The 24201-nt window shown below is 44.9% G+C and carries 16 protein-coding genes, 3 tRNA genes and 2 rRNA genes; 7 read left to right on the top strand and 14 right to left on the bottom strand.

Going from position 1 to position 24201, the window contains the following annotated elements; translation table 11 throughout:
* Positions 1–7 precede the first annotated feature (7 nt).
* Positions 8–1552: a COG3650 family protein gene (locus SJY39_RS21485; protein WP_016793355.1), complete on the top strand. Its 1545-nt coding sequence runs from the start codon at positions 8–10 to the stop codon at positions 1550–1552.
* A gap of 2 nt (positions 1553–1554) precedes the next feature.
* On the top strand, positions 1555–2151 hold the full coding sequence (locus SJY39_RS21480; RefSeq protein ID WP_010438769.1) for a tRNA-uridine aminocarboxypropyltransferase: 597 nt from the start codon (positions 1555–1557) through the stop codon (positions 2149–2151).
* A 132-nt stretch (positions 2152–2283) separates the two neighbouring features.
* Here SJY39_RS21480 and SJY39_RS21475 read toward each other — a convergent pair whose 3' ends face one another.
* The 8 genes from SJY39_RS21475 to SJY39_RS21440 form a co-directional block, all read right to left on the bottom strand.
* The gene (locus SJY39_RS21475) at positions 2284–4764 is read right to left on the bottom strand and encodes an EAL domain-containing protein (RefSeq protein WP_016787981.1); all 2481 of its coding nucleotides are present in this window, start codon (positions 4762–4764) and stop codon (positions 2284–2286) included.
* 192 nt (positions 4765–4956) lie between these two features.
* The gene (locus tag SJY39_RS21470) at positions 4957–7455 is read right to left on the bottom strand and encodes an EAL domain-containing protein (protein ID WP_016791842.1); all 2499 of its coding nucleotides are present in this window, start codon (positions 7453–7455) and stop codon (positions 4957–4959) included.
* A gap of 168 nt (positions 7456–7623) precedes the next feature.
* Positions 7624–8340, bottom strand: a complete 717-nt coding sequence (gene yigB / locus SJY39_RS21465; protein ID WP_010438778.1) for a 5-amino-6-(5-phospho-D-ribitylamino)uracil phosphatase YigB — start codon at positions 8338–8340, stop codon at positions 7624–7626.
* 15 nt (positions 8341–8355) lie between these two features.
* The gene (gene xerC, locus SJY39_RS21460; protein ID WP_010438782.1) at positions 8356–9288 is read right to left on the bottom strand and encodes a tyrosine recombinase XerC; all 933 of its coding nucleotides are present in this window, start codon (positions 9286–9288) and stop codon (positions 8356–8358) included.
* Positions 9257–9955 (bottom strand): DUF484 family protein, encoded by a 699-nt coding sequence (locus SJY39_RS21455; protein WP_010438784.1) that lies wholly within the window; start codon positions 9953–9955, stop codon positions 9257–9259. The genes xerC and SJY39_RS21455 overlap by 32 nt, the downstream gene beginning before the upstream one ends.
* A gap of 45 nt (positions 9956–10000) precedes the next feature.
* Entirely contained in the window at positions 10001–10831 is an 831-nt protein-coding gene (dapF, locus tag SJY39_RS21450; protein WP_010438786.1) for a diaminopimelate epimerase, read from the bottom strand.
* An 11-nt stretch (positions 10832–10842) separates the two neighbouring features.
* Positions 10843–12096, bottom strand: coding sequence for a diaminopimelate decarboxylase (gene lysA / locus SJY39_RS21445; protein WP_010438789.1), 1254 nt, complete (start codon positions 12094–12096; stop codon positions 10843–10845).
* A gap of 42 nt (positions 12097–12138) precedes the next feature.
* Entirely contained in the window at positions 12139–12351 is a 213-nt protein-coding gene (locus SJY39_RS21440; protein WP_016768428.1) for a lipoprotein, read from the bottom strand.
* Between SJY39_RS21440 and cyaY the strand changes: the two genes are divergently transcribed.
* Entirely contained in the window at positions 12331–12645 is a 315-nt protein-coding gene (cyaY, locus tag SJY39_RS21435) for an iron donor protein CyaY (protein WP_010438796.1), read from the top strand. The two genes, SJY39_RS21440 and cyaY, sit on opposite strands and share 21 nt — an antisense overlap.
* A gap of 68 nt (positions 12646–12713) precedes the next feature.
* Here cyaY and SJY39_RS21430 read toward each other — a convergent pair whose 3' ends face one another.
* Complete coding sequence (locus SJY39_RS21430; protein WP_016784010.1) at positions 12714–15242, bottom strand: class I adenylate cyclase; 2529 nt, start codon at positions 15240–15242, stop codon at positions 12714–12716.
* Between the two features lie 344 nt (positions 15243–15586).
* On the opposite strand from SJY39_RS21430, the gene hemC reads away from it, so the two are divergent.
* From hemC to SJY39_RS21410, 4 genes are read left to right on the top strand one after another with little or no spacing between them, the layout of a single operon-like run.
* Complete coding sequence (hemC, locus tag SJY39_RS21425; protein ID WP_010438801.1) at positions 15587–16525, top strand: hydroxymethylbilane synthase; 939 nt, start codon at positions 15587–15589, stop codon at positions 16523–16525.
* A 2-nt stretch (positions 16526–16527) separates the two neighbouring features.
* Positions 16528–17256 (top strand): uroporphyrinogen-III synthase, encoded by a 729-nt coding sequence (locus tag SJY39_RS21420; RefSeq protein ID WP_010438803.1) that lies wholly within the window; start codon positions 16528–16530, stop codon positions 17254–17256.
* A gap of 19 nt (positions 17257–17275) precedes the next feature.
* Positions 17276–18502 carry a uroporphyrinogen-III C-methyltransferase gene (locus SJY39_RS21415; protein ID WP_016793356.1) on the top strand — a complete coding sequence of 409 codons (1227 nt, stop codon included), beginning with the start codon at positions 17276–17278 and terminating at the stop codon, positions 18500–18502.
* Complete coding sequence (locus SJY39_RS21410) at positions 18502–19683, top strand: heme biosynthesis protein HemY (protein ID WP_010438807.1); 1182 nt, start codon at positions 18502–18504, stop codon at positions 19681–19683. The genes SJY39_RS21415 and SJY39_RS21410 overlap by 1 nt, the downstream gene beginning before the upstream one ends.
* A gap of 699 nt (positions 19684–20382) precedes the next feature.
* Here SJY39_RS21410 and SJY39_RS21405 read toward each other — a convergent pair.
* The 5 genes from SJY39_RS21405 to SJY39_RS21385 form a co-directional block, all read right to left on the bottom strand.
* A tRNA-Asp gene (locus SJY39_RS21405) sits at positions 20383–20459 on the bottom strand.
* 67 nt (positions 20460–20526) lie between these two features.
* Positions 20527–20642, bottom strand: a 5S ribosomal RNA gene (rrf, locus tag SJY39_RS21400).
* 136 nt (positions 20643–20778) lie between these two features.
* Positions 20779–23671, bottom strand: a 23S ribosomal RNA gene (locus tag SJY39_RS21395).
* 303 nt (positions 23672–23974) lie between these two features.
* Positions 23975–24050: transfer RNA gene (locus SJY39_RS21390), tRNA-Ala, on the bottom strand.
* 14 nt (positions 24051–24064) lie between these two features.
* A tRNA-Ile gene (locus SJY39_RS21385) sits at positions 24065–24141 on the bottom strand.
* Between the last annotated feature and the right edge of the window lie 60 nt (positions 24142–24201).

Here is a 24201-nt window from a genome sequence, read left to right as displayed (position 1 = left end):
ATATAACATGAAGGTAATAAAAAACCCAGTGACATGGCTAGTCGCATTCGCTCTACAAGGCTGTGTCACAGCGCCAGATGTCCCCCAAAAGCCAGAACTACCACCAGCAACCTTGGATGAGCCACTGAGCATCCAACCGCAAACCTTCATCATGCGTGGTCAGGTTGTGGTTGGCCATGAAAGCCGAACCTTCACTCCTTGCGGTAGCCAACAACAATACTGGTTAGATTTATCACCAGAATTAGCACTGGAAGCTCAAGGGCTAGCAACCCGACCTTACCAAGCTTTATATGGCGAGCTGATTGGATACCTAACTGTGCCGAGCCAAACGGGTTATAACGCAGATTTCACGGCACGTTTCGTGGTTGATCAAGTGAATATCCTAACCGCAGAAAACCCTAACCGTTGTGACCAACCCCTACGTTCAACACGCGTATTTGGCAATGAACCTTTCTGGTCCGCAGCCTTCGATAAAGACCAACTCAAATACGCTCAGATGGGCGAAGAACCACAACGCCTAAATATTGAATCAAGCCGCACCACACCAAACAGTCGTGATTACCAATTAGAAGGTAAAACGGCGCAAGGAAAACTCAATCTCAAAAAAGAAAGCTGTAGCGATGGCATGAGCGACTCAATCTACGGCTTGGAAGCCAAGCTCAATCTCAATGACAGTAGCTACAGTGGCTGTGCGACATTATCAAATCAAGATCCAACGCTGAACTGGAGCGGGCTCTACTTCGCAAGTTCAACGAAGAACACAGGGTTCTCTATCAACCTTGAACTCAACGATGATCACAGCGCTGTGACCACATACTCGTACAGCAATGGCGACCCTTCAATTGTTGAACAAGGCTTCTGGCAGCAACTGAACCAAAATCAAGTACAAGTGGTAATGACTCGCCACCAGCAACAATACTTAATCTCTGAACGTATCTTCACGCTCGACAACGGCAAGCTGGTCGCTGAAAAAGAGAAAGTAGGCAACGTTGTCTACCCGATTGCCAATGGCGGTTTGGTGTTATTTGAAGCCAAGAGTGAACAGGCGCAAGTAAACACGACCACGGCCGTGGATCTAACCGCAAAACAGGTTAACTCGAGCGATCAACTTGATCAAAAAGTCGACCAAGCGATCCGTGAGTATTTCAAGATCAATAACACCTCACCGGACAACACTAAGTATCGTTGGCTGACTTACGATCTTAACGGTGACGGTAAAGAAGAGTTACTCGCTCAACTCAACTGGTGTGGCTCTGGAGGCTGTACTTTACTCATTTTTGAAAACCATCAAGACAACTGGCGTTTCAACAGCCGGGTAACATTGGTCAAAGGGGATATCCGCCTTGGCAAATCACAAAGCCACGGCTGGCACGATCTTATCTTCAATGTCAGCGGAGGTGGGGCAACACCGGCGAAACATACACTGTCTTACTCTGGTGTCAGCTACCCACTTAACCCAAGCGTAGCGCCAGTCGCAGATAATGCTAATATCAGCGATGTGGTTTTGTTCGCGGATGGTATCTCACCAGCAAAAATCGGAGTTAAGTTATAAACATGAGTAACCAACAAGCTTGTGGTGGTTGTGGTTTTACTCACCAATGCGTTTGTCATTTAATACCAAGTATTAAGAGCCAAGTCGACCTTGTACTGTTGACTCACGAGAATGAGTTTTCGCGAGACACTAATACAGGGAAACTGCTGCAACAATCGCTTGAGAAGTGCGAGGCGTTCGTGTGGCAACGAAAGACGCCACCTGCCGATCTAATGGCATTACTTGAAGATGAAACACGACAGCCTTTTCTATTGTTTCCAAGTGATAAAAGCATCGAATGTCAGCAAGCCGTGTCATCTGTAGCTGGAGATCGTAAGCCGCTATTCATTATTTTGGATGGAACATGGCAAGAAGCGAAGAAAATACTCAACAAGAGTGTTTGGTTACAAGCGATTCCACAAGCTCACCTCAACATTACCAGTGAATCCTCATACACTCTGCGCCGCAACCAAGACAGTGGTCATTTGTGTACCTGTGAGGTTGGCGTTGAACTGCTCAAGGCATTAGGTGAAGAAGAGCAAGCGCGACAGATTGATGACTATTTCCAACATTATCTAAAAGTATTCCAAGCCGATAAGTGTGGCCACTCACTCAAATAGTTGAGTGCAGATGCTGGAGATAAATAGCTAAAAACAAAGGGTGAGCCATAAGCTCACCCTTTTTACATCGCACTTTAGTTTTTGAACCAATGAGTGTTTCACGTGAAACGATCGGCTACGTCAATCGCCCCATCAAAACAGACGCTTGGGTTCACCAAAATGATACCCCTGCAAGTAATCAACCCCCATATCCTCTGCTATTCGACATACCTGTTCATTATGTACGAACTCCGCTACCGTCTTAGCGTTTAAGATATGACACAGACTGACGAGTTGTTGAGCTATTTTGCGTTGCTTCTTATCTTTATCGATATTGCGAATCAAGCTGCCATCGAGCTTTATCACTTGTGGTTCCAGTTTCAATATTTCATCGATGTTCGAATAGCCAGAACCAAAGTCATCGACAATGATATTCACCCCAAGATCGCGAAAGTGATTACACACCTCGATCAAGCGACCGTAATCCTGAATTTGCTCAGTTTCTAACACCTCTAAACCAATACGCTGTGGGTGGCTAATTTTTTTGATGGCTTGCTCAAGGTGTAAAATGGTTTTCTCATTGCTGAAATCTTGTGGCGCTAAGTTAATGGAGAACGAATCGGTTCTCTGGCTCATGAAATCAAAGGTGCGCGTTATCATTTGGCGACTTAAACGTGTATAGAGGTGGGTACCCTCAATAATAGGTAAGAACTTACCCGGTGCGATCAACTGGCCATCTTCTTCGATTCGAACCAAGCACTCGTAGCTTTCTACTTGATGACTATGTGCCGACACAATGGGTTGCGAGCAAGCAACAATATTTTGGTTGAGCACCGCGCGGCTGACACACGATAGCCAACCGAGTTGTTCTTGGCGATGCTTCTCTAATTGGATTAACGCCTTAGCACTCACCAGATGTTTATTCTGACTCACCGCGCTGCGTCGAGCTTCAATCGCTTTCAGTAATAAATCATCAATGGAGGTCGTAGGGAAATCGCGACGACTCGCGACACCAGCACAGACTGAAACCGAAAGATAATCGATATCCGGTAACCCCATTGGCTCAAAGTTGACATGCTCGGTTTGATCTGCAAATTCAGAGAAACGCTGGTGGATTTGCTCTTGACTAGCCCAACTGTCAAAAACCACGGCCCACTCGCCAATGCCAATACTATAAAGTTGGCAACTCTCATCAAAGAACTTCAAAAGTGCTTTTTGAAGGTATTCACTCAAGTCATGCAGAAGCTTATCACCGACTCGATAACCGTACTTCTCATTGATTTGACCAAAGGTGGTGACCTTCAGCGTTAATAAATGGCTATCAAAACTCATTGTCGACAATGCTTCACGCAGTACACTTCGATTGGGTAGGCCAGTACGGCGATCAATTCGGTAGCTCGCAGTCAATGCAGTCGCTTGCTGTTGAATCTTACTGGCCATACTGTTGTTCATATCATCGACATCAAGCAGTGCGTTTCGAATCAGTGAAAATAGCGGGGATATATTGGTTGCTGGTTGTGTTTCGAGTGGCAACGCAGCCTTACCTTCCCCTTCTCTTAGGGCGAGATAAGTTAAGCTATGATGCAAGATTCTTTGTTGACCCGTATCTTGATAAAGCTCGCCCATACAATAAACACCGTAAGTATCCGCCAGCTTTTGGAAAACCTCTACCTCTTGGTTACCATCGATAAAGTCGATTCGAGAAGTGCAGTTATAGATAAAGAGCTGTTCTGGTTTATGTGAGGCAATTTGTTGAACGCCAAGCCTAACTTGCTCTAAAGTCAATGAGGGGTGGTCATAACAAAATCTGACCTCATCGCCCACCTGAAACTGACCACTGAACTCTATCTCTCCGCACTCCATGACCTCAAGTGGCAGGTGAATATTTTGCTCTTTTGGGTCGCCAACCATCAAAGGGAAGTTGTGCAACTGTTCAAAAGGGACTTCCAGACCATCAGCAAGGTAACGATTATAAAGATCACGAATCGGCATTCCATCCAATTCTGCTAACCGATTATCTTGAGCGCCCGTCACTCGAAAGGTTCGACCGATTGGATTCCACTCAGTGTAATAACCTTTGGTAATGGCAAGCTTTGAGCTGTGCAACGCCACCATCACATAGGCATTTTCATAACAGACACCATTGAGCATTACCCATCGGCCCCCCTCTGTAATGGTAGAGGCACCACCACAAATAGGTAATGAGTACCTCGATTGCTCAAACGCTGCAAACAGAGCTCGGTTGTTTATCTGCAAGCAATCTGCGAAACAGATGATACTTTGAGTTTCGGCATGACACTGCAGCTGCTCCGCCATCATTCCACTATCGAGTAGAGGCTGCTCACTGTATTCCACAATACCGCAAGTGTAAGACGTCGCGTCAAAGCGAGTGACAATAAGATAAAGGCCTTGATGCAGGATGACACCTTGGCTGATGTAGTGGTTTGCACTACAACCAATGAGTTTGGCGTTGGGGAAAATCGATTTAATCACTTGGCAGGCAGCCAAAACCGAACCTTTCTCGAAAGAAGAGAACACCTGAATCAGCAAACTTTCATGTTTATGAAAATCTATCTTGTCCAATTCATGTTGGGTTTGTTCTATGTCTTGTATCAGGAGAGAGGTCGACTGCATATTCACATTAATCGTTACGTTAATGATTCGTCATTGTGCTTATTATAAATACAGCTTGCACGGAATAATTACGATCGTCGTACTAATAATGTGACGTTAGTTAAACATCATTCATTTCAATAAAACCAGGCGGTGAGCTGTGATTGCGCGCCGTTCAATAGATATATCGTATAACAGCCTGACCTTTGTATTTTAAAACAATCGCTTAGGCTCACCAAAGTGATAACCTTGTAGGTAGTCGACACCCATTTGCTCCGCGATATCACAAACCTGTTGGTTATGAACAAATTCAGCGACTGTTTTAGCATTAAACACCTGACATAAACGCACCAGTTGAGAGGTGATATTTCTCTGTTTTTCGTCCTTATCAATGTTGCGAATCAAACTGCCGTCCAACTTAATGACTTGCGGTTCAAGCTTGATGATTTCATCAATATTGGAATAGCCTGAGCCAAAGTCATCGACAATGATTCTCGTCCCTAGAGCACGGAAGTGATCACATACCTCAATCATTCGGCCATAGTCTTTAATCTGCTCTGATTCTAAAACCTCTAAACCAAGTCGAGTCGGATCATTCATACCGCTAATCGCCGCCTCAAGAACCTCAAGCGTCTTATCGCTCAATAAATCTTGCGGGGATAGATTGATAGAGAACGAGCTCTGCTTATCCGCCATATAACCGATGGTGCTTTTAATCATATGTCGGCTAAGACGAGTATAAAGATGCGTATCAGCAATGATAGGTAAGAACTTACCAGGAGGGATAATCGAGCCATCTGATTCCATGATTCTGACCAAGCACTCTTGAGCGATCATTTCATGAGTCCCCGCCGCTACAATAGGTTGTGAGTAGGTAATTATGTTCTGATCTAAGATCGCTCGACTTACACAACTCAACCAACCAAGTTGCTCCTTACGATCTTCTTCGCTGACTTGAATATTCTTAGCATTAGTAATGTGAGTATTATTTCGCACACCATAACGACGAGCTTCAATGGCCTTCAATAAGATCTGATCACCGCTGTCGCTTAAGAAATCACAACGGCTCGCAAAACCACCGCATAACGATACTGAGAGATAATCAATATCAGTGAGTCCATAGGGTTCAAAGTTGGTGTGTTCGATATCATCAGCGAACTCGACGAAACGTTGCTCTATCTTTGTACTATCAACACTTGCATTAAAGATGATAGCCCACTCACCAACACCAATACTGAACAGCTCTACCTTTACCTTGGATTCCTTAACCACGCGAAGGTGCAATCGCTCTACAAAGTAATTAGAGAGATCCTGTAATAACTGATCCCCTACTTGGTAGCCATATTTCTCGTTCACTTGGTGGAAATTGGTCAGTTTGAGCGTCAACAGGTGCTCAGTGAAGAGAATCATATTGAGGCGTTCTTTTAATACAATGCGATTAGGCAGCCCGGTACGAGAGTCAATACGATAACTTTCCGTTAAACGACGTGCCTGTTGATGAAGTTTTTCCTCCATCTGAATATTCATGCTATCGAGATCAGCAACGGCATTTCTTACTAAATTAAGCAATGGTGATACTGTAGAGTCACGCTGATAACCCCCACAGCGAAACTCATCGATCTCGTCCGACTCTCTCATCGCAATATAAGTAAGACTATGATGAAGTATCTCTTGGCGATCTTCATTGCGATATAGCTCACCCATGCAGTATGCTCCGCACGTATTCACGATTCCTTCGAATGGCTTCAGTTCAAGTTTACTATCGATGAATTCAAGTCGAGAGACGCAGTTATAGATAATCACAGACTCAGGCTGATGGATGGCCAGCATCTCAGCGCCATGACGAACTTTTTCTGCGGTCAAAGACGGATGGTTATAGCAGAACTGCGCTTCTTCACCGATATGCCAAGGGCTATCAAACTCGATACTTCCATCATCGTTGATACGCAAAGGTGTCGATATCCCCTTCTTTCTGCCAAGTTCTCGATAAAGTGGAAAGCTCATCAGTTGACTAAAGGGAAGATCTTTTCCATCGGCAAGGTAATGTTTGAAAACCTCGATGGCAGGCTTATCATTTAATGCATATAAGCGATGACCCTCAGCGCGCGTTACTCGCAGCTTCATCCCGATCGGGTTCCACTCAGAATAAGCATCTGACCAAACTTTTAATTTAGGGTTACTCAAAGCAACAGCGACACAAGCGTGCTGATAAATTTCTTCGTTGTGCATCACCCAACGACCAAATTCATTCTCATGACATAACCCACCAGCCACCGGCAAAGCGTAAGGCAGATTCTCAAAGGCGTTATAGATAGGGTAATCACGACCTTCAACCTGATCACATAGACTGATCACGGTCTTGGTATCTTCAGATAGGTTTAACTGAGCAGTTAACGCTTGGCTATCATAATTAGGGTTGCCAGTAAAAGGCTGAACAGCAGTAGATAAACGAGTTTCGTTAAATTCACTGATAATGATTAACGTACACGTACTTTCAAGGCAGTTGTCACAAATAACATGGCGTGCACTTTGCCCAATTAGCGTCGCACGATTTAAACGCTTTAAGGCAATACTCGCGATTCCACGAGCGACATCAGAAGATTGAGCAGAAAAGAGCTGGATAAGGTATTGTTTGTTGTCACTCCACTCTCGCAGATTAAATTGAGACTTAAATAACTCCTCAGTATTTGCGAGAAATGTAAATGTTTGCATGCCAACCCTTGTTCAAAATCGAGTGAATTGAATAACCCGCAACCTCTGCTTGACTGAAATGAATCTATAAAAATAGCCGCCAATTATCCTAGCCTAAACCGGCTTTTAATGGCGACCACTGTAACAATTCATTATCATAAATGCGACACGATAAGCTTATAGTGGCGATTAAATGAGTCGCATAAGGTCGCTGAGCTGATCTATTTCAACATCAGGTAACACACTTGCCTTAGAAGATAGATATAAATTGGAACCCGTATCATTAAACCAGCATGCTTGGAAGCCATTTCGCTTCGCCCCATAGACGTCAGTTCTGAGATGATCACCAACATGAAGGATATTCTCAGCATCGAACCCTAAGTACTGCTGAGCGGTATCAAACATATCAGGGTAAGGCTTTGCTTTACCGTCAGGGCCAGCTTTGAGGATTAACTGAAAGTACTGGCCTAACCCTATTTTATGCGGATCGACGTTACCATTAGTAATCGCAACGAGCGAAATACACTGGCTGAGTTCTGTCATCACTCGGTGTGTTTCTTGAGGCACATCGACTTGATTACGCAACCACAAGGCATGCTCAATACCCTCTCGAGCCGCTTGTTCTGCTTGCCGCAGAGAATAGCCCAATTGCAGCAAACCAATTTTAATCTGAGTTTCACGCCACACAGTGACATCATGTTTTAAGGTTGGATTTTCAGATGCGACTTGCTGCTTGATGCCCTGCCACTCTTCGAGCGATAAAGAAGCCGACACAGGGTGCTTTTGATAAAGCCACTGTGCCATCTCCTTCTCAACCTTCATGATCACAGGCCAGTTGTCATACAAGGTGTCATCTAAGTCAAAGGTCATGGCTTTGATGGGCTTTAACCCTCGATAAATTCGCATAGTAAACCCTTTAATCTAATCTCTATTCTTCTTACGAGCTCTCGGATGAGCCTGATCATAAGCTTGTGCCAGGTGCTGGAAATCTAAGTGGGTATACACTTGGGTCGTCGAGATATTTTCATGTCCAAGTAACTCTTGAACTGCGCGAAGATTTTGGCTCGACTCAAGCACATGTGTTGCAAAAGAGTGACGCAATTTATGTGGGCTAATGTGACTCGCGACGGATTGCTTCTTACCCCACTCTTCCATACGCTTTTGTACGCTGCGATGAGAGATACGGGTCCCTAGTTTTGACACAAACAGGGCGGTTTCACCCGGTGAAGCCAATTCACCACGAACTTTAAGCCATTTATCGACCCACTCTTTAGCTAAACCAGAAAACGGCGCTTTACGTTCTTTGTCACCTTTACCAATCACTCGGATTTCACCCTGCCGGCCTAATACATCTTTAAGGTTGATTCCGACTAATTCAGCGAGTCGCAAGCCTGCACCATACATCACTTCCATCATCGCTCGATCACGAATCGATAATGGGTCATCTCCGTTCACTTCAAGCAGTTGACCCACTTCATCAACATCGAGGTTCTTAGGTAAAGGGCGTTGTTTACGTGGAGCTGAAACCCCTTTTGCTGGGTTAGCGTTCATTTCACCACGTAACACAAGGAAATCAAAGAAGCTGCGCAGTGAAGATAAGCGAGTCGCAATACTGCTCGCCTTCATTCCCTCTCGCATGCCTTTACTGGCAAGTTGTCTTACCCACGCCGCATCAACTTGGCCCCAGTCTTTTAGGCCAAGAGTGACTAAATGAGCGGCCATGGTTTCAAGCTGTTGTTTGTAATTACGTTGGGTGTGTAGGCTGAGTCCCTTCTCGCTTCTGAGATATTCATAGAAGCGAGAAAGTGGCTTTTGAAGGCTGCTAGGAAGAGGTGTTTTGGGCTCTAGGCTCATTATTTATCTGCCAAGGTAAGGTATCCGCCAAATGAGCTACTACCAGCGCTAAATGGCGTAAAAAGAGCGTGTCCATATGGGGTTGGAAATGTCCGCCATCTTCACTAGAAAAGGCGAGCAAACCCAATGGAGACAGCTTAGCGAGCGGTAGTACTACATAAGAGCCTAGCTCTGGAACGGGAAAATCACCAAACAAATCGTGTCTGTCGGTTTTTCTCAAACGCCCTAAGTAAGCATCTTTACCATTGAAATGGTTAAGTGAGAACTTAGAGTAACGCTCTTCATTGAGCTGATAAAAACCTGATTGCGAAAGGATTCGAACATGAGCCTTAAGCCCTAGATCTAACGCTTTTTGCTCAACAGCTTTTATCACCTGCATGAAGTCACTGCATTTCAGCACCTGCGCTTGCAGATCCATAAATTCATAGAAGGTTTTATCGTTATTTGCAGCCAACGACATCAAACCGGTGATCTCTTCTTCGAGCTCTTCGATTCTGTGGCGTTGGCGTTTTAGCTGAACCTCAACCAGAGAAACAGCCCCCTGCTCAACGTTATTGATAGCAAGGCGATCAACCAAATCTTTCCTGTCTTGAAAAAAATCTGGGTTATCACGTAAATATTCCGCGACCACTTCTGCGGTGAGTGCGTCGGCTTCAACGTAAGACAAAACCTATCCTTTATATTTTATGAATCGATGAGTGATGAATCGTTCTTAGCAAGAAAGTTGACCATCAAACACATGCGTTGCAGGGCCAGTCATAAACAAAGGCTTACCCGGACCTTGCCAGCTGATCTGTAAATCACCTCCAGGCAGACGAACTTTCACATTCTCAGCCAATAAGCCTTGAGTGATACCAACCGCAACGGCGCCACATGCACCGCTACCGCATGCTTGAGTTTCACCCGCACCACGTTCGTAAACACGCAAACGAATTTCATCACGGCTGATCACTTGCATAAAGCCAGCATTCACTCGCTCTGGGAAACGCTCATGCGATTCAAGAAGTGGGCCCAAGGTGTCTACGTCAGCGGTATCAACATCATCAACAACGGTAACCACATGTGGATTACCCATGCTAACGGCACCACAGAATAAAGTGTGGGCATCCGTTCTTAAGATGTATGTCTTCTCTGACTGTTTCGCCTTGAATGGAATCCTGCCTGGTTCGAACTCAGGAACACCCATGTTTACGGTGATCTGGTCATTGTCTTCAATCTTAAGAACCATTTTACCTTTCTTAGTGCTTACGTTGATGCTGTACTTATTCGTTAAGCCTTTCATGCGAACGAATCGTGCAAAACAACGAGCACCATTGCCACACTGCTCCACTTCACTGCCATCCGCATTGAATATGCGGTAATGGAAGTCAGTTTCTGGGTCATAAGGAGCCTCAACCACAAGTAGCTGATCAAACCCCACACCAGTGTGACGATCCGCCAAACGACGGATCAAATCTGGAGAAAAGAAAATATTTTGAGTAATGCAGTCCACGACCATGAAATCATTGCCCAAACCATGCATTTTAGAAAAATGGAAGTGCATAACGCTTAAAATTACTCCGGAAGAATGTTTTCAAGTTCCCACAAACTCGTAAGCTCTTCACGCTGACGAACCAAGTGAGTTTTATCGCCATCCACCATCACTTCAGCCGCACGCGAACGAGTGTTGTAGTTAGATGACATCGCGAAGCCATAAGCACCAGCTGAACGAACTGCTAGTAGGTCGCCTTCTTCGAGAACAAGGTCACGATCTTTACCTAAGAAGTCACCCGTTTCACAGATCGGACCAACCAAGTCGTAAGTCACGGCTTCACCCTGACGAGGGCTGACTGGCACAATATCTTGCCAAGCTTGATAAAGTGCGGGGCGCATCAGGTCGTTCATTGCCGCATCGATGATGGCAAAGTTCTTATGCTCTGTTGGCTTGAGGAACTCGACTTTCGTCAATAATACACCAGCGTTAGCAGCAATCGCTCTTCCAGGCTCGAAAATCAGCTCTAGATCAGAATGATTGTCTAAGCGAGCCAATAAAGCTTTTGCGTAATCTGAAGGCTGTGGTGGTAATTCATCACGATAAACCACACCAAGGCCGCCGCCGACATCAAGGTGTTTGATGTTAATCCCATCAGAACGCAGCTGATCAATCAGCGCGAGCAGGCGATCAGTGGCATCGATAAAAGGTTCGATATCGGTTAACTGAGAACCGATGTGACAATCAATACCATGGATAGACAAGTTATCGAGTGTTTTTGCAAAAGCATAGACGGCAGGGGCACGGTCGAACGCAATACCAAACTTGTTGTCACGCAGACCTGTAGAAATGTAAGGGTGAGTGTTCGCATCAACGTCTGGGTTGATACGCAGAGAAATCGGCGCTTTAACACCAAGTTCACCTGCCACTTTATTTAGTCGCTCTAGTTCTGGCTCAGACTCTACATTGAAACACTTAATGTTTAACTCAAGCGCACGCTTCATTTCTGCGGCTGTCTTACCAACACCAGAGAACACAACTTTAGCTGGATCGCCACCTGCAGCAACCACACGCTCTAACTCACCACCAGAAACAATATCAAAACCAGAGCCCAAACGAGCCAAAGTATTCAATACGCCGAGGTTTGAGTTAGCTTTAACGGCATAACACACTAAGTGTGGGTGCTCACCAACCGATGAATCAAACGCATTCCAGTGGCGTTCTAATGTTGCACGAGAATATACATACAGCGGTGTACCATATTGCTCTGCTAGTTGTGAAAGTGCGACGTCCTCAGCCCAAAGCTGGCCATCTTCCTGATAGTTGAAGTAATCCAAAGTTCTTATCCCTTATAAATAACGATTTCTGCGTGTTTTCACTTATTGTGGTTGTTCGGTCTGTTGAACATCTTCAGGATCGTACAACGGACCCGTTTGACCACAACCAGAAAGTCCAATAACGGACACCATAAACAGAGCGGTAATTAATTTTTTCATTTTGCATATCGTGATTATTAACTCAATGCCCCCTATAATCGCACCACACTCAGGAAAAGCAATAGGATAGAAAGGATGAACGATACTGAATTTCATCAACTGGTCGATATACAGATGCAAAACATCGAAGAAGCTATCGATGAATCAGAGGCAGATGTTGATTACGAAGTGACTGGTAACGTGATGACACTAGAGTTTGAAAACCGCAGCCAAATTATTATCAACCGCCAAGAACCAATGCGTGAAATCTGGTTAGCCTCTAAATCTGGTGGCTTTCACTTCAAGTTAATTGATGACAAATGGACATGCTCAAAAACAGGCATGGAATTGTTTGAGATGGTGAAAGAAGAATGCGTGAAACATGCAGGTGAAGAGATCAATTGGGTCTAATCATTTGTAAGCGAAAGGAAAAAGGAGTGAATCAATCACTCCTTTTTAATATCTGTCGGCTCAAAAACTTAGATATTGACTATCTTCGAGCTACGAGAAGACAAAGTAGCATCGTTACGATAAGGCACGACATAAGAGTTGCCTTCTTCCGGATGAACAATTTGATAGTACTGAGGTAGATTGAAATTAATCAACCTAGAGGACACCTTCGTTTCATCTTTTACTGAAGTGTAGAAAGAGTTCACGCTTGCGATCATCTCATCTTTTTCACCACTGTATTGGTGGTACACCTCAACTTGATTCGATTCATCCAATACATAAATATTGAAGCCTTTATCCGTGTCTTCAAAAAAGAACTGGATTAAACCCTCACTAGCAAAACCATCAACCACTTCGGGTAATTGATACTCTTGCTCTTTATCTAGCATCTGTAAAGGCGAGCCCTTCAGCTTGTTGGTTGAAATACTACGATAGAAATCAACCGAGTTTTCCAGCATCTGTACCGAGACACCACGACGTTCAAAGAACAGACCAAACATTTTGTTAGCTAAACGGATAGCCTTAAAACGACGACGCTTTTCAGGCTCAATCGGTTTCAATCGCAAATCAATGCACTCAGCCAACAACTGATACACCATGTTACGCATCACACCACGTAGGTTTTTGCTGTAACAGAACACATCAACTGATTCTGGCGGTAAAGCATCTTGGTGCATTTTACCCAGTACAGTTTTAAGGGCGTCCAACATCGCGGTATCACCTTGAAAATGAAGCGTACGCACTTCATGCCAAGAATTACGATAAACCAGATCAACACTCCCAACCAAGCTCTTACCTTCTTCACCAAAACTGAAGATATCGGCATTCTTAAGATCAAGCTTCAATTCACGAGGACTCAACTCAGAAGTCGGATCATTCTCAAAGTTGATGAACATCGCCAGCTGGCTTATTTCACATGGACTGGCCAGCGCTTGCATGCTTGGGCGGCGCTTACGCAAAGAAAAAGTATTTCTCAGGTCACTGACCATTTGATAGAACTTATCAATATCAATATGAGCATCACGAACAACAGAATGTAAACGAGTCGATTCGGTAATCAAACCATTAAAGAATGACCAAGCAACCAACTTACTCAAGTACTCATGATGCTCTAAAGATGGCTGACCAAGAATGCGGTGTGCAATCAATGGTTGTTTATACAAGTACCAGCCCGCTTTGTTCGCCTGGCCTTGGCGCACCTCAATAAAACTCAAATCCGATTCATGTAAATCAGGGGAAATTTGAGGGTTCAATAGCGTCACTTTGCCAGGTAAAACTTCAAACGCAGCATAGAGCTTGCGAGCTAAAATACTGATGTCTTGTGGGCTGATAGCTGAAGTAATGTCATTGCGACGTGCAAATTGAATGAGGTTACGGTAGCTCAACATCAAGGCATCAAGCAGTGCATGGTGCACCACTTTAACTTGCTCAACTTTCCAGTTACGGCGGTTGTCGAGCTCAGCGATCGTTTCATGTCCCCAATTCCAAGATTTAGTCATCTCGGTCAAGGCTTCACGACGCCATGCAACAGAACCATTACCTGCTTCGCGCGACAACTTTTCGTGGGTCTTGAGGTAGAAACAACGTCTAACTAAATCCAATCGAGTATGGTCGTTAATGCGTTCTAAATAGCGCGTTACCTTCTCAAGCATCAGATAATAGCTATCCATGCCGTAAAGATCAGGTTCGTCCGCAAAGAAGCGACGCTTGGTATCAATGCTAAGAAGTTGAGTATGTGGGTACTCCCATGAATAAGCTTCTAACAGAATAGCCTTCAAAACCGATTTATACGGTGAGTCGATACTCTTATAAAGTTGCCATAGGTTTGAACCAAAGTACTCTTCGGCAGGAATGCGATTCAACTTACCAAAGTCGATCCACTGCGAGCAATCAAGATAACCATCCTGACATAAACCTTGAACATATTGGTCGTAACACTCCTCCATTTCTGGTGGAATGATCTGCCATAACAAACGCTGGCCAGCCAAACGAACTGCAGAGCGATAAAACTCATCAAGTAATAGCAAATGTTGTGAAGAACCACAGTTATCGCCAGTCATCTCTTCAGAATGATTTGAACGAAAACGTTCTCCATCCATTAAGAAGAAGTTTGCTTCAACCCCTAAGGTTTCAGCCCAATCGGTAATAAGCAAACATTTGTTAGTCAGGCTATCGCGCGATGCACCGTCCATATCTGGAGAAACACAAACCCAGATATCGAGGTCGCTTGAGGTACTTTGGCCAATAGAAGAAGTGCTACCCATGGTGTAAAGACCAAGAATTGCAGGTTCAGCCGCTTCGGTCAGCTTGCCACCAAGTGTTAATTCAGTATCTGAGACAAATTGCTTTTGGAATGAGTTAAGCGTGAAGCTATGAATTCCAAAAGGAACTTGCTGGTCGTAATAACCAGGCATCATGGGATGATTGAAATGAAGCAGTGTGGGAATAAGGTTAAAAACTCGCTGACCTTGGACATTCATCAACGCCAACGCACGATCAATGCGCTGCTGATTTAGATTGTCTAATCGTTGAATCAAAGTCTGAGTGTAAGCCTGCAAGGTAAGTCCTTGGTTTGAGATTAAATGCACTTCTGTTTAGTTACTGAACGAAAGGAGCAACAAAACGTGATCAATTTAACACTTTTACCCCTAATGGTAAAGCAAAGGAGCTTGTCATGCTGGCCAATTCTTTAATGACAAAAAGTTAAACTCACGGCGCCGTAGTGTCCTCTGTATTGACTATTTCTAATAATAGCCCATGTTTCAAATGAGATACCAATCACACTATTTTGGTGAACTAGTGAAAATCCCTCAGCTATAAAAGGGGGAAGCGATCAAACAGTAAGAATTTTCGCCTCACAATGGTAGGATTAGGTTATTACAGAACCTATATCGGAAACACCATGACAAATTCAGCACCAATCCGTATCGCAACCAGAAAAAGCCCTCTTGCCCTTTGGCAGGCATACTTTGTAAGGGATGCACTGCAAGCTGCTCACCCTGGTTTAGAGGTTGAGTTGGTAACTATGGTGACCAAAGGTGACATCATCCTAGACACTCCTCTTGCGAAAGTAGGTGGTAAAGGGTTGTTCGTTAAAGAACTCGAAGTAGCCATGCTAGAAGGTCGTGCTGACCTAGCGGTTCACTCAATGAAAGATGTGCCTGTCGACTTCCCTGAAGGTCTAGGTCTGGTGACGATTTGTGAACGTGAAGATCCTCGTGACGCTTTCGTATCAAACACATACAACAACATTGATGAATTGCCACAAGGCGCTGTCGTTGGTACGTGCAGCCTGCGTCGTCAATGTCAGCTACTGGAATACCGCCCTGACTTGATCATCAAAGAACTACGCGGCAACGTAGGAACTCGTCTAGGTAAACTCGATGACGGCCAATACGATGCTATCGTCCTAGCGGCAGCTGGTCTTAAGCGACTAGAGCTAGAAGAGCGTATCCGTAGCTTTATCGAACCAGAGCAGTCTTTACCAGCAGTAGGCCAAGGCGCTGTCGGTATTGAATGCCGTCTTGATGATGAACGTCTAATTAAGCTTCTTGAACCACTAAACCACAAAGATACCGCTGATCGCGTACTATGCGAACGTGCAATGAACCTTACCCTAGAAGGTGGTTGTCAGGTTCCTATTGGCAGCTACTCACTACTAGATGGCGATAATATCTGGCTACGTGCGTTAGTTGGCGAACCGGATGGTTCTAAAATGGTTCGTGGTGAGATCTCTGGCCTTCGCAAAGATGCAGAAGCACTTGGCGTTACTCTGGCAAATCAATTGCTAGATGACGGTGCGAGAGAAATCTTAACCAAACTATACGCAGACCAAGATTAGCCATGACAGTGTTGGTAACTCGTCCCGGCCCAGAGGGACAATCGCTTTGCCAACAACTAGCGGATGAAGGGATTCAAGCAATCCACCATCCGCTTATTCGCATCGTTGATAATCCACCCTCATCGAATTTAAGCACCCTGCTTAAGAACAGCGATATTATAATCGCCGTCAGCTATCACGCTGTGACCGCGGCCCAAAACATCCTTTCTAAAACTGCATCTATTTGGCCATCTTCGCCGCTTTATCTTGGCGTTGGTCAAAAAACTGCGCACGTTTTAAGCAAAGTCTGTAAACAAAAAGTAAACTATCCTCAAGTTAGTGATAGTGAACATCTTCTTAAACTTACTGAACTTAATGATGTAAATAATAAATCCATTTTGATACTGCGTGGTAATGGTGGACGCGAGCTCATTAGAGACTCTTTACTTAACAGAGGCGCACAAGTCTCTTATTGTGAGACCTACCGTAGAGAATATATTCCTATTAGCGACCACAATACCTATCAAGCATGGATAAACGAAAAAACATCCAAAGTTGTCATCACTAGTCAGGAGCAATTGGAATATCTCCGCTCAATTACTCCTGATGAGTATTTGGCTTGGCTTTCAACAAGACAACTATTTGTCCCAAGCCAGCGCATAGTGGAACGAGCACAACAACTCGGTTTCGCTGACGTAACTAATACTCACAGTGCTACGAACCAAATATTACTGGCTGCTCTCCGGCCTTAGCTAGAAACAGGAAATAAGCATGACAAGCAAAAAAAATAACGAGCATATTGAACCTGAAAAGAAACAAGAGACTCAGACAGTAGTTGTTGAAAACGAAAAAGCTGAATCTGAAGAGACAAAACAGCCAGAAGATAAGCTTGATGGCTCAGTGTCAAATGTAGCTCAAAATGATGAGACTCAAGCAGAGCACCAAGAGCAAATAGAAAAAGCCGAGAAACAAGGTAAGCGCGGTGTCAAATTAGGCGCAATTGCGATCGCTATTTCTATTATTTTCAGTGGCGGTATCGCATTTCAAATGCAGCAAAAGAGTGCTGAATACTCGGCGGAAATTGCAGCCCTACAAGTTGAACTGAAAAATACTCAGTCTGCAGTAAATAAAGATCTCCAAACTATCAAGCAAGAGACCATCCAAGAAGCATCACATGCAGTAGAGAAAACTCAGGTAGTGCAATCCCAACAGCAAAAGAGCATTCAAAGCCTTCAACTAGCCGTTGCTGATGTAAAAGGCCGTCGCCCTAATGACTGGTTACTTGCCGAAGCCGATTACCTTGTGAAACTTGCTGGCCGCAAGTTGTTTCTCGAACATGATGCCGTTAGCGCAACCAAACTCATGGAAAGTGCCGATCAACGTATCGCAGCGTTAAATGACCCTAGCTTAGTATCTCTCCGTCAATCAATGACTAATGACATTACCAAGCTTCGTACGATCCCTCTGATCGATCGTGATGGCCTAGTATTGCGAATTACAAGTCTTCAACAACAAGTCGACCACCTACCGCTTGCCAATGCAATCCTGCCTGAGGCTGCCGTTGTTGAGAAAAAAGCGGTATCAGGTGATATTAATGATTGGCAAAACAACCTAATGACGTCGATGAAAGACTTCTCAGAAAACTTTATTACGTTTCGTAGCCGTGATGGCGAAGTAATACCACTACTGTCTCCAGAACAACACTTCTACCTACGTGAAAACATTAAAGGCAAACTCGAAACCGCTATTCGTGCTGTGTACAAAGAACAAGGTGATGTTTATAACGCAGCGCTTAAAACGGCTAACGAATGGTCGACGGCTTACCTAAACCAAGACAACCAGTCGGTAATCGAGTTTGAGAAGGCTATCAAACAGTTAAGCGAACAAAACATCTCTGTAAAATACCCAGTGAAACTTGATTCTCAAAATGAGTTGTCAGATGTAATACGCGAACGTCTGCGTCGTGAAATGACCGTTATGACCACGGAGGAAAAATAATGATTCGTTGGATTTTTCTTTTTCTCATACTGGGTGCAGGTCTGTTTGTTGGTACCCAGTTCTCAGGTCAACAAGGTTATGTATTGATCTCGATTGCTAATAAGACTATCGAGATGAGTGTAACGACCCTGGTTATTTTTGTGATTGCTCTTTTAGCCGCTTTATTCGGCCTAGAGTACCTATTTAAAAAGCTAATTTACGCAAGCTCAACAACTTGGAACTGGTTCAGCGTACGCAAGCTAAAACGCTCTCGTCGTTATACCAATGAAGGAATCATCAAACTTCTGGAAGGTGACTGGAAAGGCGCAGAGAAAAAAGTGACTCGTTGGGCTAATCATCACGACATGCCTCTGCTTTGTTATTTAGTCGCATCTCAAGCTGCTCATGAACAAGGTAATACCAGTGACCGTGATAAGTACATCGAACTTGCTAGCCAACAAGAAGACTCTCTACTAGCCGTTGAGCTAACTAAAGCAAAACAACAGATCAGTGAGTCGAACTACGAAGCCGCATTCGATACACTTTCTACCCTAAAAGGCTCCTACCCAAACAACACGGCTGTACTTGGCCTACTAAAAGCCACTTACACGCAGCTTAAACTCTGGCAGCCATTACTAGAGTTAACGCCTAAGCTAGCTAAAAACAAGCTTCTTACGGCTGATGAGCAAGTTGAGTTAGAACAGAAAGCTCAGTGTGGTTTGCTTCACGATGTCGCACAACAACAAGGCAGCGAAGGTTTAATCAGCCATTGGAATAGGCTTTCTAGAAAACAGAAACAAAGCTCACACTTAGTGTCATGTTTTGTTAAACAACTGATAGCTCGTAAAGCTGACTCAGAAGCGTTCACAGTGATTAAAGAGAACATTGCGAAGAATGGTTCAAATGAGCTTTACATGCTTTTACCTGAGCTTAACCTGGCCGATCACCACCCAATAGTAGTGATGTTAGAACGTGCTATCAGTAAGGATGATAGCAATGCTGAAGCGCATAGCGCATTAGCTCAATTCTACCTCAGAGAACAGAAATGGGCGGAAGCACAAAACCATTTTGAAAAGGCATTGGCACTTCGCTCAAACGTATCAGATTACGGATACCTATCAGACGCGTTAGAAAAACAGAACTTAACGAAAGCAGCCCACGAAGTTTCTCGTAAAGCTCTGACTTTAGTTCAACCATCTTAAGCTAATAATAACTAACACGAAGCCGATGCCTAGCATCGGCTTTTTTGTATCTTCTGTTTATCCCAAGATCGCCTCTACACTATCTATAAACCACCTCCCTACACACCCAAAATAACCCAAATAACCAAAATAACCAAAATAACCAAAACAAGTATTATTCAATAGAGGCACCTAAACACACGGAAAGCTACTTTAGCTGTGTCTCGTTTTTTTTGAGCAAGCTCTTTAAAAGAGATTCAAGAAGCTTAGTCGATGAAGTGATACCTATACCCCCACAGTGAATGACGTTCATTTCGAGAGTAACAGAAGATGTTTAAAGATATTTACCAGTAAATTCAAACCACGGTAAGTTAGCCATTAAGTAACTATCCATATCCAGCTATAGAACGTTAAAAGCTTGTTATTTTTATCGACGCTCAGCTTAATAATAAGTAAGCCGTTCTTAGACACTCTGAAAGGTTAACCAATGAAAGGTCATGATCAGCGAACAACACTTCGACAGAACTCGGAAACGAATATTCAAACTCATACGTCGTAAACGACGAAAGCCTAGTCGTCAGACTAGGCTTTCTAATATGTGCCGGCATAGCGTTAAGTGCAGGGGCTCAATGCCTTTACCGCACTCATACAATCTAAAAGCAAAACACTTTCTTCAAATGTAAAAAAGCCCTGCTATTACTAGCAGGGCTTTCTAATAAGTGGCGGAGTGGACGGGACTCGAACCCGCGACCCCCGGCGTGACAGGCCGGTATTCTAACCAACTGAACTACCACTCCGCAGTGGTCAACTCACTAAGTGAGCGTCCATATCTCCAGGTTGGTCAACCTAAAGATTTAATTTAAAGCCTGGCGATGTCCTACTCTCACATGGGGAAGCCCCACACTACCATCGGCGCTATTGTGTTTCACTTCTGAGTTCGGCATGGAATCAGGTGGGTCCACAATGCTATGGTCGCCAAGCAAATTTTGCTTTTACTTTCAGTTTTTTAAAAACTGAAGGCAAAATAATCTGGAAAACTGTATTTAAAAGTTATGTCTCATCAAACGCATTCAAGGTCTGTCTTTCTTTGAGTCCACAAAACCCCTTGGGTGTTGTATGGTTAAGCCTCACGGGCAATTAGTACAGGTTAGCTCAATGCCTCGCAGCACTTACACACCCTGCCTATCAACGTCGTAGTCTACGACAACCCTTTAGGACACTTATAGTGCCAGGGAAAACTCATCTCAAGGCTCGCTTCCCGCTTAGATGCTTTCAGCGGTTATCGATTCCGAACTTAGCTACCGGGCAATGCCATTGGCATGACAACCCGAACACCAGAGGTTCGTCCACTCCGGTCCTCTCGTACTAGGAGCAGCCCCTTTCAATTTTCCAACGCCCACGGCAGATAGGGACCGAACTGTCTCACGACGTTCTAAACCCAGCTCGCGTACCACTTTAAATGGCGAACAGCCATACCCTTGGGACCGACTTCAGCCCCAGGATGTGATGAGCCGACATCGAGGTGCCAAACACCGCCGTCGATATGAACTCTTGGGCGGTATCAGCCTGTTATCCCCGGAGTACCTTTTATCCGTTGAGCGATGGCCCTTCCATTCAGAACCACCGGATCACTATGACCTGCTTTCGCACCTGCTCGAATTGTCATTCTCGCAGTCAAGCGGGCTTATGCCATTGCACTAACCACACGATGTCCAACCGTGTTTAGCCCACCTTCGTGCTCCTCCGTTACTCTTTGGGAGGAGACCGCCCCAGTCAAACTACCCACCAGGCACTGTCCGTAACCCCGATTCAGGGGCCAACGTTAGAACATCAAAACTACAAGGGTGGTATTTCAAGGACGACTCCATCACATCTAGCGACGCAATTTCATAGTCTCCCACCTATCCTACACATGTAGGTTCAATGTTCAGTGCCAAGCTGTAGTAAAGGTTCACGGGGTCTTTCCGTCTAGCCGCGGGTACACTGCATCTTCACAGCGATTTCAATTTCACTGAGTCTCGGGTGGAGACAGCGTGGCCATCATTACGCCATTCGTGCAGGTCGGAACTTACCCGACAAGGAATTTCGCTACCTTAGGACCGTTATAGTTACGGCCGCCGTTTACCGGGGCTTCGATCAAGAGCTTCGACCGAAGTCTAACCCCATCAATTAACCTTCCGGCACCGGGCAGGCGTCACACCGTATACGTCATCTTACGATTTTGCACAGTGCTGTGTTTTTAATAAACAGTTGCAGCCACCTGGTATCTGCGACTCTCGTCTGCTCCATCCGCAAGGGACTTCACTGATAAGAGCGTACCTTCTCCCGAAGTTACGGTACCATTTTGCCTAGTTCCTTCACCCGAGTTCTCTCAAGCGCCTTGGTATTCTCTACCCGACCACCTGTGTCGGTTTGGGGTACGATTCCTTACAATCTGAAGCTTAGAGGCTTTTCCTGGAAGCATGGCATCAATGACTTCACTACCGTAGTAGCTCGACATCGTATCTCAGCGTTAGTAGCGGTCCGGATTTACCTAAACCACCCGCCTACGTACTTGAACCTGGACAACCGTCGCCAGGCCCACCTAGCCTTCTCCGTCCCCCCATCGCAATTGTAAGAAGTACGGGAATATTAACCCGTTTCCCATCGACTACGCCTTTCGGCCTCGCCTTAGGAGTCGACTTACCCTGCCCCGATTAACGTTGGACAGGAACCCTTGGTCTTCCGGCGAGGGAGTTTTTCACTCCCTTTATCGTTACTCATGTCAGCATTCGCACTTCTGATACCTCCAGCAGCCCTTACAGACCACCTTCAACGGCTTACAGAACGCTCCCCTACCCCACATACCCTAAGGTACGTAGCCGCAGCTTCGGTGTATAGCTTAGCCCCGTTACATCTTCCGCGCAGGCCGACTCGACCAGTGAGCTATTACGCTTTCTTTAAATGATGGCTGCTTCTAAGCCAACATCCTGGCTGTCTGAGCCTTCCCACATCGTTTCCCACTTAGCTATACTTTGGGACCTTAGCTGGCGGTCTGGGTTGTTTCCCTCTCCACGACGGACGTTAGCACCCGCCGTGTGTCTCCCGGATAGTACTTACTGGTATTCGGAGTTTGCAAAGGGTTGGTAAGTCGGGATGACCCCCTAGCCTTAACAGTGCTCTACCCCCAGTAGTATTCGTCCGAGGCGCTACCTAAATAGCTTTCGGGGAGAACCAGCTATCTCCAGGTTTGATTGGCCTTTCACCCCTAGCCACAAGTCATCCGCTAATTTTTCAACATTAGTCGGTTCGGTCCTCCAGTTGATGTTACTCAACCTTCAACCTGCCCATGGCTAGATCACCTGGTTTCGGGTCTAATCCTAGCAACTGTACGCCCAGTTAAGACTCGGTTTCCCTACGGCTCCCCTAAACGGTTAACCTTGCTACTAAAATTAAGTCGCTGACCCATTATACAAAAGGTACGCAGTCACACCACGAAGGTGCTCCTACTGCTTGTACGTACACGGTTTCAGGTTCTATTTCACTCCCCTCACAGGGGTTCTTTTCGCCTTTCCCTCACGGTACTGGTTCACTATCGGTCAGTCAGTAGTATTTAGCCTTGGAGGATGGTCCCCCCATATTCAGACAGGATATCACGTGTCCCGCCCTACTCGTTTTCACTGATTATGAGATGTCGACTACGGGGCTATCACCCTTTACTGCGGCACTTTCCAGAGCCTTCGTCTGTCTCATTAAAAGCTTAAGGGCTAATCCAATTTCGCTCGCCGCTACTTTCGGAATCTCGGTTGATTTCTCTTCCTCGGGGTACTTAGATGTTTCAGTTCCCCCGGTTTGCCTCCTGTTGCTATGTATTCACAACAGGATACTTGCTTATGCAAGTGGGTTTCCCCATTCAGGAATCCCAGACTCAAAGGTTATTACTACCTAATCTGGGCTTATCGCAAGTTATTACGCCTTTCATCGCCTCTGACTGCCAAGGCATCCACCGTGTACGCTTAGTCACTTAACCATACAACCCGAAAGGGTCTTAGTGTATGGCAACTAACCAAGGTTTTTGGTTGTCATCAAGAAGGGTTAATTCTTGATAACTGTTTGCCGGACTCAATTGTGAATCAATGTAAACATTGATTCGAATACAAGACACTTGAATGTGTTTGTTGTGTTTATCTAATGAAAGATAAACATTGAGAACTTTTAAATTTGATTGAATTACTCGTAAGTAAATCAATCAGTCAGCTTTCCAAATTGTTAAAGAGCTTGATTCAATAAAATGAACCATTTTTAAAGACTCTCTTAAGAGAATACTTAAAGATGGTGGAGCTATGCGGGATCGAACCGCAGACCTCCTGCGTGCAAGGCAGGCGCTCTCCCAGCTGAGCTATAGCCCCATCTAGGTCGATATTGGTGGGTCTGAGTGGACTTGAACCACCGACCTCCCGCTTATCAGGCGAGCGCTCTAACCAGCTGAGCTACAGACCCAATATCGTCTCTTAACTTTTCTAAACCTAATCAATCTGTGTGGACACTCATCGTGGTATC

Source organism: Vibrio sp. R78045 (assembly GCF_042466085.1).
GTDB lineage: Bacteria > Pseudomonadota > Gammaproteobacteria > Enterobacterales > Vibrionaceae > Vibrio > Vibrio cyclitrophicus.
This window is presented reverse-complemented; position numbering and strand designations above follow the sequence as displayed.